The 16,060-nt window shown below is 66.2% G+C and carries 15 protein-coding genes; 5 read left to right on the forward strand and 10 right to left on the reverse strand.

The features are described from left to right. The first annotated feature begins 3 nt into the window (after window positions 1-3). The gene (leuD, locus tag HF885_RS00755) at window positions 4-507 is read left to right on the forward strand and encodes a 3-isopropylmalate dehydratase small subunit (RefSeq protein ID WP_170103073.1); all 504 of its coding nucleotides are present in this window, start codon (window positions 4-6) and stop codon (window positions 505-507) included. Window positions 508-575: 68 nt separating this feature from the next. Further along, a complete protein-coding gene (gene leuB / locus HF885_RS00760; protein WP_170103074.1) occupies window positions 576-1,727 on the forward strand; it encodes a 3-isopropylmalate dehydrogenase in 1,152 nt (383 codons plus the stop codon). 122 nt (window positions 1,728-1,849) lie between these two features. On the opposite strand, the gene HF885_RS00765 is transcribed toward leuB, so the two are convergent. Continuing rightward, window positions 1,850-3,562 carry an OPT/YSL family transporter gene (locus tag HF885_RS00765; RefSeq protein WP_170103075.1) on the reverse strand — a complete coding sequence of 571 codons (1,713 nt, stop codon included), beginning with the start codon at window positions 3,560-3,562 and terminating at the stop codon, window positions 1,850-1,852. A 216-nt stretch (window positions 3,563-3,778) separates the two neighbouring features. Between HF885_RS00765 and HF885_RS00770 the strand changes: the two genes are divergently transcribed. Next, window positions 3,779-4,648, forward strand: a complete 870-nt coding sequence (locus HF885_RS00770; protein ID WP_170103076.1) for a type III pantothenate kinase — start codon at window positions 3,779-3,781, stop codon at window positions 4,646-4,648. 14 nt (window positions 4,649-4,662) lie between these two features. Next, window positions 4,663-5,460: a Cof-type HAD-IIB family hydrolase gene (locus tag HF885_RS00775; protein WP_170103077.1), complete on the forward strand. Its 798-nt coding sequence runs from the start codon at window positions 4,663-4,665 to the stop codon at window positions 5,458-5,460. Here HF885_RS00775 and HF885_RS00780 read toward each other — a convergent pair. From HF885_RS00780 to nrdD, 6 genes are all read right to left on the reverse strand, one after another. Next, window positions 5,447-6,157, reverse strand: coding sequence for a nitroreductase family protein (locus tag HF885_RS00780; protein WP_170103078.1), 711 nt, complete (start codon window positions 6,155-6,157; stop codon window positions 5,447-5,449). The genes HF885_RS00775 and HF885_RS00780 overlap by 14 nt on opposite strands. 38 nt (window positions 6,158-6,195) lie before the next feature. Continuing rightward, window positions 6,196-7,182, reverse strand: a complete 987-nt coding sequence (locus HF885_RS00785) for an NADase-type glycan-binding domain-containing protein (protein ID WP_170103274.1) — start codon at window positions 7,180-7,182, stop codon at window positions 6,196-6,198. Between the two features lie 66 nt (window positions 7,183-7,248). Beyond that, window positions 7,249-7,821 carry an anaerobic ribonucleoside-triphosphate reductase activating protein gene (gene nrdG, locus HF885_RS00790; protein ID WP_170103079.1) on the reverse strand — a complete coding sequence of 191 codons (573 nt, stop codon included), beginning with the start codon at window positions 7,819-7,821 and terminating at the stop codon, window positions 7,249-7,251. Window positions 7,822-7,845: 24 nt separating this feature from the next. Beyond that, entirely contained in the window at window positions 7,846-8,115 is a 270-nt protein-coding gene (locus tag HF885_RS00795; RefSeq protein ID WP_170103080.1) for a type II toxin-antitoxin system RelE/ParE family toxin, read from the reverse strand. Beyond that, entirely contained in the window at window positions 8,108-8,398 is a 291-nt protein-coding gene (locus HF885_RS00800; protein WP_170103081.1) for a hypothetical protein, read from the reverse strand. Before HF885_RS00800 ends, HF885_RS00795 begins: the two co-directional genes overlap by 8 nt. Window positions 8,399-8,611: 213 nt before the next feature. Then, the gene (nrdD, locus tag HF885_RS00805) at window positions 8,612-10,834 is read right to left on the reverse strand and encodes an anaerobic ribonucleoside-triphosphate reductase (RefSeq protein WP_170103082.1); all 2,223 of its coding nucleotides are present in this window, start codon (window positions 10,832-10,834) and stop codon (window positions 8,612-8,614) included. A gap of 550 nt (window positions 10,835-11,384) precedes the next feature. Here nrdD and HF885_RS00810 point away from each other — a divergent pair. Continuing rightward, a complete protein-coding gene (locus HF885_RS00810) occupies window positions 11,385-11,933 on the forward strand; it encodes a CinA family protein (protein WP_170103083.1) in 549 nt (182 codons plus the stop codon). Window positions 11,934-11,944: 11 nt separating this feature from the next. Here HF885_RS00810 and HF885_RS00815 read toward each other — a convergent pair whose 3' ends face one another. From HF885_RS00815 to HF885_RS00825, 3 genes are read right to left on the reverse strand one after another with little or no spacing between them, the layout of a single operon-like run. Further along, entirely contained in the window at window positions 11,945-13,825 is a 1,881-nt protein-coding gene (locus HF885_RS00815) for an ABC transporter ATP-binding protein (RefSeq protein WP_170103084.1), read from the reverse strand. After that, complete coding sequence (locus tag HF885_RS00820) at window positions 13,812-15,554, reverse strand: ABC transporter ATP-binding protein (protein WP_170103085.1); 1,743 nt, start codon at window positions 15,552-15,554, stop codon at window positions 13,812-13,814. The genes HF885_RS00815 and HF885_RS00820 overlap by 14 nt, the downstream gene beginning before the upstream one ends. After that, window positions 15,554-16,039 (reverse strand): MarR family winged helix-turn-helix transcriptional regulator, encoded by a 486-nt coding sequence (locus HF885_RS00825; RefSeq protein WP_206109709.1) that lies wholly within the window; start codon window positions 16,037-16,039, stop codon window positions 15,554-15,556. Before HF885_RS00825 ends, HF885_RS00820 begins: the two co-directional genes overlap by 1 nt. Window positions 16,040-16,060 lie beyond the last annotated feature (21 nt).

Consider the following 16,060-nt stretch of genomic DNA (forward strand, 5'->3'; position numbering starts at 1 on the left):
ATCATGAAGTTCAAGGGAACCGCATTTCGCTACGGGCGCGACGTCGACACGGACGTGATCATCCCCGCCCGCTACCTCAACACCTCCGATCCGGCGGAGCTTGCGAAGCACTGCCTGGAGGACCTCGACCCAACGTTCGTGAACAGGGTCAAGAAGGGCGACATCATAGTCGCGGACGAGAACTTTGGCTGTGGCTCTTCTCGCGAGCACGCGCCCGTGGCCATCAAAGCGGCCAGCGTGAGCGTGGTCATCGCGAAGAGCTTCGCGCGCATCTTCTATCGCAACGCCATCAACATCGGCCTGCCCATCATGGAGTGCCCGGAGGCCGCGGACGCGATCTCTGACGGCGACGTGGTGTACGTGGACGCGGACACCGGTGTCGTGAGGGACGAGACCACGGGCGCCACGTTCCAGGCGCAGCCGTTCCCGCCGTTCATCCAGGAAATCATCAACGAGGGCGGCCTGGTGGCGCGCACGAAGCGCCAGATGGCCGAGAAGAACGCGTAGACGGGGTGGGTTGGCCCCTCGGGAAGTAATCGACGGCGCGCCGCACGGGTGCGCCGAAGGAGGTTGTAATGGCGTCGAAGACGTACAGGATATGCACGCTTCCGGGTGACGGGATCGGCCCGGAGATCATCGCGGAGGCGAAGCGGCTGCTCGAGGCGGTCGGCACCGCCTACGACGTGGAGTTTGCGTGCGAGGACCAGCTCATAGGTGGCGCCGCGATCGATGCGACCCGCGAGGCCGGCGAGGACGTGAGCGCGCTTCCGCCCGCGACGCTCGCCGCGGCACAGGCCGCGGACGCGGTGCTGCTTGCGGCCGTCGGCGGCCCGAAGTGGAACGACACCCGCCCCGGTGCCGTCCGTCCGGAGCAGGGCCTGCTTGCCATCCGCAAGAACCTGGGCCTGTTCCTCAACCTGCGCCCCGTTCGCGTGTACGAGGCGCTGCGTGACGCGTCGCCGCTGCGCGAGGACAGGCTCGACGGCGTCGACCTGCTCATCGTGCGCGAGCTGACGGGCGGCCTGTACTTTGGAGAGCACCGCCGCGAGCACGGCGTCGAGGGCGCGGGCGTCGCCGGTGCGGCCGGCGACAAGGCCGTCGACACCATGGAGTACTCCGAGTACGAGATAGAGCGCGTCATCCGCTGGGCGTACGAGGCGGCCGGCCGCCGCGACGGCATCGTGACCTCCGTGGACAAGGCGAACGTGCTCGAGACCTCCCGCCTGTGGCGCGAGGTGAACCACCGCCTGAACGAGGAGTACCCGGACGTCGAGGGCGAGGACATGCTCGTGGACAACTGCGCCATGCAGCTGGTCGCGAACCCGTCCCAGTTCGACGTCCTCGTGACGGAGAACACGTTTGGCGACATCCTCTCGGACGAGGCGTCCATGCTGACGGGCTCGCTCGGCATGCTCGCGTCCGCCTCGCTCGGCACGGGCACCGCCCTGTACGAGCCGAGCCACGGCTCCGCGCCCGACATCGCGGGCAAGGGCATCGCGAACCCCATCGCGCAGATTCTCTCCGTCGAGCTGATGCTGCGCTACAGCTTCCAGATGGACGGCGCGGCGGACGACGTCGCCGGTGCGGTGGAGGACGTGCTGAACGCCGGCTGGCGCACGGCCGACCTTGCGGACGACGACACTCCTGAGGACAAGCGCCTGAACACCTCGCAGATGGGCGACAAGATCATCGCGGCGTTCCAGGCACGGGCCCAGGCAAGGGCATAGCGCGACGTAGCAGACGCTCACATACAGAAGGACGCGCCCGCACCCAAGCCGACCGGCAGGGTGCGGGCGCGTCTGCCTAGCGCGACGAGCGGGCGAGGCGCAGGACCGACTTGGCGCCGCGCCTAGGCTGCGAGCCCCATGATGACGGACGCGAACGCGATGACCACGCCCACGATGGACTCGCCGCCAAGCACGCCGGACGCGACGACGAGGCCGTTCTGCTCATGCTCCGCAGAGAGTCGCTCGAGCTCCGCATCGTCTGCGCCCGCGGTGGCCGAGGCGTTCCTGCGGTGCCAGACGGCATCGTAGGCGAGCTTCGCGAGCGCGCCCAGAAACGCGGTAAGGGACATGTAGAACGGCAGGTAGACGCCAAGGCCCACCATCATGGCAGGGAGCTTTGCCCAATAGAGCGCGATGCCGGCCGCAAGCCCTATCACGAAGGCGGGCACGCTGGGGATGCCAGATATCATGGTTGCGACGACGGACGCCTGCGCCGCGACGAACGCCTTGCCCGGACCGAACGCGCCCGGACCGTACGCCGCCACGAGCGCGCACATGACGGCCGCCGCCACGACGGCGCCGACGATGCCGCCGAGGGCCTGGCCAAGCCACTGCGCACGCGGGTCGGTTCCCAGCAGATGACCGGCGCGGAAGTCGTTCATCACGTCCCCGGCGAGTCCGCATGCCACGGCGACCATGCCCGCGACGAAGAACAGCCTGACCTGGCTGTGCTCGCCAAGAGCCGCCACGGCCAGAAGTACGATGAGGCCGAAGATCTCCATGGGGTCGATGCCGGTCTGGCCGCACGACTGAGCGCTCATGATGGTGGTGACGAAGGTGAGCACCACCACGACGACGGAAGCCAGGGGAGAAAGGCCAAGCCCCAGGCACGCGAGGACGGCCACGGCCGCGGTGGCCACGCCGAAGATCCCGGCGTCCGTGCGGAGGTTGCCCGACACCAGCGACTGGGGGTCGTTCTTCTCGCCCGGCGCGTCTTGGCGGGCCTGGCGCACGAACGTGCCCACCTGCGGCAGGATGTCCTTGACGACGGTGGCGATGCCCGAGCCCATCATGAGGCCCATGCCGAGGCTGCTCACGATGCCCTGGGCGCTCGTCACGTTCCACAGGCCAAGGGCGCTGCCCGCGCCTATCAGTCCGAAGTTGGCGAACACGGCGCCGCCGAACCAGAATGCCAGCGGCACGAAGCCCACGAGGAAGCCCACGGATAGCATCATGGGCGAGTTGTAGATGCCAAAGCTGACGCCGGGGATGGGCAGCTGGGCCAGCATGGTGGGGACCACGCCCAGGGCGTCGCGCAGCACGCTGTACGCGCCGGCGAGCCCCATGGACCAGAACAGCCTGGCGCCGGTGCTGCCGCCGGCCTCCGTCGCGCGCAGCGTCTCGGCCGCGGCGGTGCCAGTGGGGAACTCGAGCTCGTCCTCCACGATGAAGTGACGGTGTATGAGCGCGGTGCACACGAGTCCCAGCACGGTGCCGCACAGCGCCACCAGAAACATCTGCACCCAGCCCATCTGGTTGGCAAGGCCCAGCATCCATGCACCGGGCAGCGTGAACGCGAGGCCGCCCGCGACCATGGCGCCGGCGGACATGATGGTGTGGGTGACGTTGGCCTCGTTCAGGCTGGCGTTGCCCAGAAGCCTGAGGAAGAAGAGCGAGATGACCGCTGCGAACACGATGGGCCAGGGCAGTGCCCCCAGCTTGAGGGCCGTGTACGCGGACGACGCCGTGATGATGACGCAGCCTATGGTGCCAATGATCGCTCCGCGCAGCGTGAGCTGCCCGCGCCACGGGGCGCGGCCGTTACCGTTGTCCATATGTGAGCTCCTTTGCGTATATCCGCTTCCCCTTGACGTGGAATGCGTCGGGAAGTCGGGTTACCGGACCGTCTGCCGTGCCGGACATGCAGGGCAAACGGTTAGAGTATACAGGTGGCGGGCGTGATGCGAAACCCTCGGGGACGCATGCCGCTCCCGCGCGGTCGGCTCGCTGCGTCCGCGCAAGACAGGTGCGAGCATGCGGAAGGCGGGGCGATGCAGGTGGGCGAGAAGGACGGGCCGTGCGGGTCGCTTGCGGTGGACGTGGGCAACACCAGTACGCGGTTGGGGCTGTTTGCGCCCGACGCCGCGCGCGACGCGGAGCCCGTGGGCACGTTCGAGGTCACGACCCCGGAGCGCCTGACCGCGGACGAGGCGCGCCTGCTGGCGGAGCGCGCGCTCGAGGTGCTGGGGCGCGACGCCGGCGCGGCCGCCGCGGCCACGGGGCGCGTGGGCGCCATACTCTCGTGCGTGGTGCCCTCGCTCACGGAGCCGTGGACGCGCGGCCTTGCCGTCGCGTGCGGCGCACGGCCGCTCGTGGTCGGGCCGGGACTCAAGACGGGCATCCGCATGGACTACCACGACCCGTCCGAGGTGGGGCCGGACCGCATCGCGGACGCCATCGCGGCGCGCGAGTCGCTGGGCAGCCCCGCCATCGCGGTCGACCTGGGGACCACGGTCAACCTGGAGGTGGTGGACGCCAGCGGCGCGTTTGTCGGCGGCGTCATCGCGCCGGGACTGGCGCTTGGCATGCGTGCGCTTGCGGGCGCGGCGGCGCGACTGCCCCAGATAGAGCTGAAGGTCCCCACCCGCGTGATCGGCAAGTCCACGCGCGAGGCAATGCTTTCCGGCGTGGTGCTGGGCGAGGCCATCCGCATAGACGGGCTCGTCCGCGGCATCGAGCGCGAGCTCGGCAGCGAGGCGCCCGTCGTGATGTGCGGCGACGGCGCGCAGGTGATCGTGGGACTGCTCCAGCATCCCGCGACCGTGGATCCCACGCTCACGCTGCGGGGCCTGCACCTGCTCTACCTCGCAAACGCGCGCCAGCAGAAGACGGGCCCCAGGGCCACCAAGACACGACGCTAGGGGAGAAGAGCCACATGTCAGAGTGGAAGATCGACCAGAACATCAAGGCTGCGTTCTTCGACGCGGACGGGACCATGATCTCGTTCGCGACGCATCGCGTGCCGGAGTCCACCCTCGTGGCGCTGCGGGAGCTGCGCCAGAACGGCGTGAAGTGCTTCCTGTGCACCGGGCGCGCCCCGTACACCGTCGAGGAGGTGCCGCTTGACAGCCTCGAGGCGTTCATCCTGTTCAACGGGCAGTTCATCCTCAACCGCGACGGCATCCTGTACCAGGAGACGATGGACAAGGCGGACATCGCCACGATCGTGGGGCAGGTGCAGGACGGCATGTACCAGTGCCTGTTCATGACGGCAGAGCGCATGTTCGTGAGCGGCCACGACGACCTGGTGCGCAGCATCGAGGCGAAGGTGGGCCTCACCTACGAGGAGGACGACCCCGCCCTTGCGCTGGACGCGGACATCTACCAGCTGAACGTCTTTCTTGAGCCCGGCAAGACCGACGTGGTGAAGCGGGCGTGCAACTCCATCAAGATGACCCGGTGGACCCGCGAGTTCGTGGACGTGTTCCCGCGCGGCGGCGGAAAGGACCGTGCCGTGCGCAAGGTGCTCGAGCTCTACGGCATCGCTCCGGAGGAGGCCATCGCCTTTGGCGACGGCGGAAACGACCTCGGCATGTTCGGCGTGTGCGGCACCTCCGTCGCCATGGGCAACGGCAACCCCGAGGTGAGGGAGCAAGCGGACTTCGTTACCGACGACGTCGACCGCGACGGCATCTACAACGCGTGCGTGCGGCTGGGCCTTATCGGCTGCTAGCCAGACGGCTCGCGGCAGAGCCCTCCACGGCGTGCCCGCTCGCAAGCTCGAAGTGGCACTCCGCGATGCCCAGGTCGACCTTGCTGAAGAAGCCGCCCGTCGACTGCGCACTCACGCGGGTGCGGTCGCGGTCCAGCGTGAAGATGAAGTGCTGCTGGTTCAGGGCCGTGGGTGCGAGCGCCGCCGCCTGCATGCCATGCTGGAACCAGTCCGGCATCACGAGGCCGTGGGTATTGCTGAGCTCGCCTATGCCCTTCGACCTGCGGGGACGTCCGTCGTCCACGCCAATGCCCAGCGCGACCACCAGCACGAGCCGCTCTCCCGCGCCAACGTTGCAGCGGGTCCTCTTGCGGCTGAACGTGCCGCCCACCCAGCAGCTGCCAAGGCCAAGTCGCCGCGCAAGGAGCACGATCTTCTCGCCAAAGTAGCCGCACAGCTCGTCCAGGTCCGGACCTTTTGGCCCCACCAGCGCAAGGTAGTTGCAGGCGTTCTGGAACTTGCCGTAGTGGGCGAGCATGGTCGCAAAGGCCTCGGGCTCGTCCCAGGCCAGCTGCATGTGCAGGCCGGAGGCAGCGTTTGCCGAGGCGACGGCCTGCTCGAGCGTGGCTCGGGCGTCCGTAGGCACCGCCTCGCCCGTGAAGCGCCTGACGGAGTGGCGGTGCTCGATTGCCCAGATGTTGTCCCGTGCCTGGTCCATGTGTTCCCTATCCCTCTTCTGGCGGCGTGGTCGCGCCGCTATGACACCGTGATCTCAGAGATGGTGGTGTCCTTGTACTTCGATCCCGGCGTCGCCGCCTCTATCGTGAACGTGATGGAGTTGCCGTCGACGGGCTCGGGCAGCTCGAAGCGGGTGATCGAGCCAAACTCGTTGTCGGGGAGGTCGGCGTCCATGACCTTCTTGCCATCCACGGAGACGCCCAGCTTAGTGGCGCGCGGGTTCTTGTAGTACAGGCTCTCGGACTTCTGGTAGCCGTTCGCGATGGAGAACGCCGAGAAGGTCTGGCGCCCGTTGCCGGAAAGCGTTACGGACTCCCCGATGCCAAGGCCGCTCGCACCCTCCGCCCAGCCGGTCGTGACGTTGCCGTCGATCAGGTTCTGGGCACCGTAGTCCGCGTACTGGTCCGTCGGCAGCGTCGAGGACGCGCTGACACGGGTGATGCCCTTGAAGCCCGCGTGCTCCTCGCTGGAGCTGGAGTCCGCGTCGTCCTCGTCGGAGCCGCCCAGCGTGATCTTCTTTGTGCCGCCGGAGCTCGACGAGTCGTCGGTCCTCACGATGGAGGGCTCCCTGTGGTTTGCGCTGAGCATCGGCATCACGACCAGGATCACGCCCGTCACGGCCGCCGCGCAGAGCGCGAGCACGCCAAGCGCGATGAGGGCGACCTTGCGTCCGCCGCGCTCCGGGTCCGGGCGAAGCGAGCCCGCCTTCGGGCGAGCCGGCGTCTGCGGCACCTCTCTGGGCGCGACGGCTCCGCCGGCCATTGCCTGCCCAGGCTCCGCCCGTCGCTCGCCCTGGGCGGCCTGGGTGGGATCAGCGCTCGCAGCCTGCCTTGGCTCCCAGGAGGCGTGCGCGGGAGGCATGGGCTGCGTCAGGTCCTGCGCCTTGTCCGGGGCCTCGCCGGCGACCGGCCTCTTCGGGTCCGCCATGGCACAGAGGTCTGCTCCGCACTGCGGGCAGAAGCGCGTTCCCGGCTTGATTTTGGCGCCGCAGTTAGTGCAGAACATCTTGCCTCCTCGTCTTGGCCTGGGTTCAAATGTAGCGCAAGACAGGTGCAGGCAACGGCCAGAATGCTACATGACGTGCGTCGAGAACACGGGGTCGTCCACCCAATCCACCACGTCGTTCGCACCACAGAGCGTTCCGTCCGCGTGTGCCCTCAGCGTTGCGGGCACGTCGATCAGGCGCTGGTTGGACGAGCCGCGGAAGCGCAGGGAGATGTCGTACAGATCCTGCACGAACGGACCGTCCACCAGCACGTCCAGGCACGCAAGCACGCGGTCCATGTCCGGCGAGGCGTGGTCCCCGTCTCCCGTCAGCTGCTCCCAGGTCCGCCCGGAGTACATCCAGATGTCCTTCTCGGGCAGCTCCTTCCGCACGCGCTCGAGGAAGGGCGCGAGCGCGGCGACGTTCTCCGGCTCCGTGGGCTCGCCGCCCAGCACGGAGAGGCCATTCACGTACGAGGGACGCAGGCTCTCCAGCACCTTGTCCTCCACCGCGCGGTCGAAGGGCTTTCCCGCCGAGAAGGACCAGGCCTCCGCGTTGAAGCAGCCCTTGCAGTGTAGGCGGCAGCCGGACACGAAGACCGTGGTGCGCACCCCGATGCCGTTGGCGATGTCGCAGTACTTGATGTTGGCGTAGTTCATCGGGTGGATCCTTTGGAAGTGGTTTTAGTGAACTGAGCGTTGTGGAATGAGACCGTGAATATACACCGTATCGGCTTCCCGGTCATAGGAGTAGACCAAATGGAATGGCTCGATATTGCAGACACGCGTTTCATCGCCATATTTGCTTGCAAGAAATTTGGATTTTATGCGTGTGCCGCTATCGGGAAAGGATTCTATCATGGATAGAACTGACCCCAGGCGCTTTTTGAGGCGGTGGGAATAGACCGTCTCGGCGTCATCGAGGAACGCGAGGGAGAACAGCACCCTAGCCATGGGCAGCCATCCGTTCGTCGAGGGTTTTGAGGAAGGCGTCGGTACCCTCGATGTAATCTCCCCGGTCGAAACAATCATCCGAAGCCCTTATGCAGGCTCGCATACGCTCCGAAAGAGCGGCCTCTTCGGCGGCCTCGCGCAGGCGTTCCTCAAAGAGGTCTTCGCTCATGAACACGAAGGCGGCGTTTCCGTTTTCCGTGATGTGGACGACGTTTTTGCGGGCGATATCCTTTATTTCGCGCTGGCGTGTTTTGAGGGCGGCAGACGAGTAAATTGCAGCCATGGAGACTCCTTTGCCAGAAAAATTAGGTACTATATATAGTACCTAATTAAGTACATAATATTAAGCACGAATCTCTCTGCACGAGGATTCGTCCGCTTGTATCTGGCATATCAAGAAGGGGCCACCCCCTCGTGGACGGCGGTTCGCGAAGCGAGCGAGCGCAACGCGCGAGCGCCGAACATGTCCACGAGGGGGTGGACCCCATTTCATCGCTTACAGGTGAAGCACGCGGTCCCTGATCTCCTGCGTGCGGCCCTGGTTCCAGTACTGGGTGCCGATGTAGCCGCAGGTGCGACGTGCGACGTTCATCTTGGACTGGTCGCGGTTGCCGCAGTTGGGGCACTCCCATACGAGCTTGCCATCGTCCTCCACGATTCTGATCTCGCCGTCGTAGCCGCAGACCTGGCAGTAGTCGCTCTTGGTGTTGAGCTCGGCGTACATGATGTTGTCGTAGATGAACTGCATGACCTTCACGACCGCCTCGAGGTTGTCCTGCATGTTCGGGACCTCGACGTAGCTGATGGCGCCGCCGGGGGAGAGACGCTGGAACTTGGACTCGAAGGCGAGCTTGCTGAAGGCGTCGATGTGCTCGGTCACGTGCACGTGGTAGGAGTTCGTGATGTAGCCCTTGTCCGTGATGCCGGGGATGACGCCGAAGCGGCGCTGGAGGCACTTCGCGAACTTGTAGGTGGTGGACTCGAGGGGCGTGCCGTACAGGGAGTAGTCGATGTTCTCGGCGGCCTTCCACTCCGCGCACCTGTCGTTCATGTGCTGCATGATGGCAAGGCCGAGCTCCTCGCCCTCGGGGTCGGTGTGGCTGTGGCCCGTGAGCGCCTTCACGCACTCGTACAGCCCGGCGTAGCCAAGGCTGATGGTGGAGTAGCCGCCGTAGAGCAGGGAGTCGATCTTCTCGCCCTTGTCGAGGCGTGCGAGCGCGCCGTACTGCCACAGGATCGGCGCGGCGTCGGAAAGCGTGCCGCACAGGCGGTCGTGGCGGCAGCGCAGGGCCTTGTGGCACAGGTCGAGCCGCTCGTCGAAGATCTTCCAGAACTTGTCGACGTCACGGTCGGCGGACAGCGCGACGTCCGGCAGGTTGATGGTGACGACGCCCTGGTTGAAGCGACCGTAGTACTTCGGCTTGCCCGGCTCGTAGTTCTTGGCGCGGGCCACGTTGTCGTAGCCGTTGCCAGAGCGGTCCGGGGTGAGGAAGGAGCGGCAGCCCATGCAGGTGTACACGTCGCCGTTGCCCTCGGTCTCGCCCTTGGACAGCTTGTACTCGCGCATCTTCTTCTCGGAGATGTAGTCGGGCACCATGCGCTTTGCCGTGCACTTCGCCGCAAGCTTCGTGAGGTAGAAGTACTCGTCGCCCTCGTGGACGTTGTCCTCCTCCAGCACGTAGATGAGCTTGGGGAACGCAGGGGTGATCCAGACGCCGGCCTCGTTCTTCACGCCCTGGTAGCGCTGCTTCAGCATCTCCTCGATGCAGAGGGCGAGGTCGTGCTTCTCCTGCGGGTTCTGGGCCTCGTTGAGGTACATGAACACGGTGATGAACGGCGCCTGGCCGTTGGTGGTCATGAGGGTGACGACCTGGTACTGGATGGTCTGGACGCCGCGTGCGATCTCGTCGTGCAGGCGCTTCTCGACGATCTGGTCGATCTTGTCGGTGCCGGGGTGCGCGTCGATGGCCTCCATCTCGGCGTAGACCTGGCGACGGATCTTCTTGCGCGACACGTCGACGAACTTGGCGAGGTGGTAGAGCGAGATGGACTGGCCACCGTACTGGCAGGACGCCACCTGGGCGATGATCTGCGTCGCGATGTTGCATGCGGTGCTGAAGCTGTGGGGCTTCTCGATCATGGTGCCGGAGATGACGGTGCCGTTCTGCAGCATGTCGTCGAGGTTCACGAGGTCGCAGTTGTGCATGTGCTGCGCGAAGTAGTCCGCGTCGTGGAAGTGGATGATGCCCTCCTCGTGGGCCTTCACCACGTCCTCGGGGAGCAGCTCGCGCATCGCGAGGTCCTTGGAGACCTCGCCGGCCATGTAGTCGCGCTGGACGGACACGACGGTGGGGTTCTTGTTGGAGTTCTCCTGCTTGACCTCCTCGTTGTTCGCCTCGATGAGGCTGAGGATCTTGTCGTCCGTCGTGTTCTTCTGGCGCTTCTGGTTCTGCACGTAGCGGTAGATGATGTACTTGCGGGCGACGGTGAAGCGGTCGAGGGCCATGAGCTGGTCCTCGACGAGGTCCTGGACCTCCTCGACGGTCACGGTGTGGCCTGCGTCCGCGCACTCGTCCTGCACGTTGTAGGACGCGAACTTGACCTCGCGGTCCGAGAGCTGCTCGTCGGCGGGGGCCTCGGCGTTCGCGGCCTTGATGGCGTTCACGATCTTCTGAACGTCAAACTCGACCTCGGAACCGTTCCTCTTGATGATCTTCATGCCGTCGCCTCTCGATCTTGTGTGTTCAACGGTGCGCCCATGCGCACCTTATTGTTGTAAACGGGCAGCTTGGAGCCAAAAAATGCGCGCCACACGACGCGCCGTCCACTGGCCGTTGCTGCTGCGTTTGGTGTGCAGAACTACTATGCCACAATTGGTGGTGGTGCGTTTGTGTTGAAAACACCAGATATGGTTTCCTATTGTGTCAATCATGCCGAAAGTCATGATGAAAACCCAAGTCGCTGCAGGTCAAAAAATTGCGCGATTCAATACGCATTGCGAAACTGCTTAAAAGAAATTTGTTTGATTCATTTTGCGGAACGCGGACAATCTCCACTTGACACGGATTTCCGGCCGTCGGCGGGGCCCATTTGGGGCAATTGTCATCACAATACCACTATATATGGTGTAGTGATTTCCACAAGGTAATAGATGATGTGTTGCAGACGTTTCGGCGCGTGCAAGACGCGCGTGCCTGACGCGTGCTAGGCTGGCCGTATCCTACCCGGGCGCCGCGCCCGGGCGTCGCATGCGAGAGGACGTGAACGCTATGGCACAGGCGGAGGGCACCTACGATGAGGCGCTGGTTCGCGCGGAGTACGCGGATCTCACGCGCGAGCTCATTGCGCGCGGGCTTGAGGTGAGCACGATGGAGAGCGCCACGAGCGGCCAGATAGCGTCGCTCATAACGGACACGGAGGGCGCGTCGGCCGTGCTGAGGGGCGCGTACGTTACGTACTGCAACGACGCGAAGGTCAAGTGCGGCGTGCCGGCCGAGGTCATCCGCGAGCACACCGTCTACTCCACCCAGACGGCCGAGGCCATGGCGCAGGCGTGCCGCAGGTCGTACGCCGCGAACATCGGCATCGGCGTGACGGGCACCATGGGAAACGTCGACCCCGCGAACCCCGCGGCCTCGACTCCCGGCGAGGTCTACTTCGCCATCTGCCTGGGCACGGGCAAGGACGCCCAGGGCGAGAAGAACCACAGCTACCACGTGCATCTCGCTCCGCAGCCGTCGCGGCTCATGTACAAGCTCGCGGTTGCGAAGGAGGTCCGGGACAGGCTGGTGGTCCTTCTCGCCGAGGCGGGGGCGTAGCCGCCGGGGGCTTAGTCTAGCTCGCGCTTGCCGGTGCAGAGCTGCCAGTACTCGCCGCGCTGGGCCAGCAGCTCCTCGTGCGTGCCGCGCTCCACGATGCGGCCGTGCTCCAGCACCATGATGGCGTTCGCGTTGCGCACGGTGGAGAGCCGGTGCGCGATCACGAACACGGTGCGCCCGCGCATGAGGGCGTCCATGCCGCGCTCGATGAGGGCCTCGGTGCGCGTGTCGATGGAGGACGTCGCCTCGTCCAGAATGAGGACGGGCGGGTCTGACACCGCGGCGCGCGCGATGGCTATGAGCTGGCGCTGTCCCTGCGAGAGGTTGGCGCCGTCGGACGTGATCCTGGTGTCGTAGCCGTTGGGGAGCCTCTGTATGAACGAGTCCGCGTTTGCGATGCGCGCGGCGTGGCGCACCTCGTCATCCGTGGCGTCGAGCTTGCCGAAGCGGATGTTGTCCGCGACGGTGCCGCTGAACAGGTGCGTGTCCTGCAGCACGATGCCCAGGGTGGAGCGCAGGTCGTCCTTGCGGATGTCCCTCACGTCGATGCCGTCGTAGGTGATGGAGCCGGAGCGCACGTCGTAGAAGCGGTTTATGAGGTTGGTGATCGTGGTCTTGCCCGCGCCTGTGGACCCCACGAACGCGATCTTCTGGCCGGGCTTCGCGTAGAGCGAAAGGTGCGAGAGCACCGTCTGCCCGTCCTCGTAGCCAAAGGTGACGTCGTCCAGGCGCACATCGCCCGCAAGGGGCACGGCCCCGCCGCCCGGGAGCACCCAGCGCCATCCGGCCGCGCCGGCCGCCATGCGACGGGGGAGGTCCTTCTCGCCCGGCGCGCCCTCGCCTCCAGCGAGTTCCGCGTCGTGTGCGTGCTGCACCACGACCTTGCCCTCGTCCACCTCGGGCGGAAGCTCCATCACGGAAAACACGCGCTCCGCGCCGGCAAGCGCCGTGAGCACGAAGTTGCCAAGCTGCGTGAGCTGGTTGAGGGGCATGGTGGCCTGGCGCACGAACACCAGGTACGAGGCGAGGCTGCCCACGTCGGTCTGGCCGGCGATTGCCATCATCGCGCCGAGCACGGCGACGGCGGCGTAGTTGACGTAGCCGATCACGACGGTGCTGGGCACCATGGTGAGGGCGTAGGCCTGCGCGCTGGTCCCCGTGCGGCGCAGGTCCTGGTTGAGGCGGCGGAAGCCGGCGAGGTTCGCGCCCTCGTGGTTGAAGACCTTCACGACCTTCTGGCCGGACATCATCTCTTCCACGTAGCCGTCCAGCGCGCCGAGCGTGGTCTGCTGCGCGGCGAAGTAGCGCTTGGAGCGCCTGCCCGAGAAGCGCGTGTACAGCACCACGACCGCGTCGCACGCGAGCGTCACGAGGGTGAGCCGCCAGTTGAGCACCAGCAGCAGCACCAGGGTGCCCACCGTCTGCACCGCCGCCTGCATCATGTTGGCGAAGCTGTTGTTGAGCGCCTCGCTTATGGTGTCGACGTCGTTGGTGAAGTAGCTCATCACGTCGCCGTTGCGCGTGCGGTCGAAGAACGACACCGGCAGGCGCATGATGTGGCCAAACAGGTCGCGGCGGATGTCGAACACGATGTGCTGCGCCGCGTGCACCATGACCTGCGTGTACGCGAGCGCCGCCGCCACGGCCACCGCGTAGATGGCCGCCGTCGCCGCGACGTCCGCCGTGAAGCCCGCCGCGTCGCCGGCGGCGATGCGGTTCACGACCGGCTTGATCATGTACGTTCCCGCGAGGTTGCCCGCGCCCGCGACCGTCACCAGCACGGCCACGGCGAGCATGTGGAACTTCGCATGTCCCATGTAGCCCACGAACGTCCTCATGGTGCGGCGCATGTCCTTGGGCCGCGCGCCGCCCGATGCCTTACTCTGCGCCATCGCCATCATCCCCCGTGGTGTTCTGCGAGTAATAGAGTTCCTGGTAGATGGGGTCGCTCGCAAGCAGCTGCGCATGCGTCCCCGTTGCGTGCACGCGGCCGTCGTCCAGGATCACGATCTGGTCCGCGTCCATGACGGAGCTCACGCGTTGCGCGATGATCACCTTCGTCACGCCGTGCAGGCGTGCGAGCCCCGCGCGTATGCGGGCGTCCGTCGCGGTGTCCACGGCGCTGGTGGAGTCGTCGAACACCATCACCTTGGGGTGCGCCAGCAGCGTGCGCGCGATGCACAGGCGCTGCTTCTGCCCGCCAGATACGTTGCCGCCGCCGTGGCCAAGGTCGGCGTCGAGCCCGCCTATGCGGTCCAGGAACTCGTCCACGCACGCGACGTGGCATGCCTGAAGTATCTCCTGGTCAGACGCCTTAGGGTTGCCCCAGCGCAGGTTGTCGCGTACGGTGCCCGAGAAGAGCACGTTCTTCTGGAGCACCATCCCCACGCCCGCGCGCAGGGCGTGCACGTCGTAGTCGCGCACGTCGCGCCCGCCCACGTAAACGGCGCCCTCCGTCGCGTCGTACAGGCGCGGCAGCAGCTGTACCAGCGACGACTTTCCCGACCCCGTGCCGCCGAGGATGCCGACGGTGGAGCCTGGCTCAAAGCGAAGCGACACGTGCTCCAGCACGTTCCTGCGCGCGGAGGCGCTGTACTTGAACGAGACGTCGCGCAGCTCCACGGAGCCGTCCGACACCTCCTTCGCGCCCGTGGGGTTTGGGTCCATGGCCGGCTCTTCCCGCAGAACCTCGCACACGCGTCCCACGCTCGTTATCGCGCGCGCAAGCAGCAGGAACACGCTCGATATCATGTTGAGCGAGTTCATGATCAGCAGCACGTAGCTCATGAAGCCGGTCAGCGTGCCCACGCCGATCTCGCCGGAGGCGACCATCTGTCCGCCAAACCACAGCAGCCCCACGTTCGCCACGGCCATGGCCGCCTGGAACACGGGCATGTTCAGGACGGCGCCGCCAAACGTGTGCGTCGCGGTGTCTGCAAGCGATGCGTTCACGTCCTCGAAGCGCTCCGCCACGTGGCCCTCGCGCACGTACGCCTTGATGGCGCGTATGGCCACCAGGTCCTCCTGCAGCGTCTCGTTCAGGCGGTCCATCACGCCCTGCAGCACCGCGTACTGCGGCGCCACGTGGTGCACGATGAGCCCCAGCGCAACCGCAAGAAACGGCAGTATCACGAAGAACACCACCGCGAGCCGCGCGCTCATGGTGCACGCCAGCGCCAGGCCGGCCACCAGCATGACGGGGCTGCGCAGAAGCGGCCTCACGCCCATCACGAACGCGTTCTGGATGACGGTGATGTCGGTGGTCAGGCGCGTTACCAGCGAGGAAGACTCGAACTCGTCCAGGTTAGAGAACGCGTATCCCTGCAGGTGGGCGTACTCCGCCTCGCGCAGGTTGGCGCCAAAGCCCATGGCGGCCTTGGCCGAGAAGTGCGAGTACCCAAGGCCGCAGACGCCTGCCAGAAGCGCCACCGCCACCATCCGACGGCCCGTCGCAAGCACGAGCGCCAGGCTGCCCGACGCGATCCCCACGTCCACGATGCGCGCCATCAGGAAGGGGATCGCGAGCTCCGCGATGGTCTCGCCCACGATCAGGAGCGTCGCCGCCAGCATGCTAAGCCGGTATCCGCGCAGGTAGCGCGCCACATAGCGAAGGTCCTCCATCACAGCGCCTCCTTGTCGGGGGCGGTGCCGCGGTTCGCGCGCCGCAGGTTCGCGTGGATGCGGCCTAGGTAGTCCTGCAGCCGGGCCACCTCCTCGGGCGAGAAGCCCGCGAGCATGGTCGCGCCCTCCTCGTCGCAGCACCGGTCCCACTCGGCCAGGGCAGCCCTGCCCTCCCCGGTGACCTCCGCAAGCCTGGTGCGACGGTCTTCTCCCCGTGTCATGCGCACGAAGCCGCTCTGGCTGAGCGAGGCGAGCATGCGGCTGACGGCCGCGGGGTCAAGCTCGAAGTACTCCGCGAGCGCCCGCTGGCTGCACGGGCCGTTTACGCGCAGGTATCCCAGGATCTTGGGCTGGCCCGGCCCCAGGCCGATCTTGGCCATTCGCGGCCGCAGGTAGTTTGTCTGCGCATGTAGCGCGCGGTAGAGCATCATGTGCGTGTCGCTGAGGGAGCGTCCCTCTGACGGCACGTCGGTCTGTTGCTGCATAGTGCCTCTCCTTGACATGTC

The organism is Parafannyhessea umbonata (genome assembly GCF_012844235.1).
Classification (GTDB): Bacteria; Actinomycetota; Coriobacteriia; order Coriobacteriales; family Atopobiaceae; genus Parafannyhessea.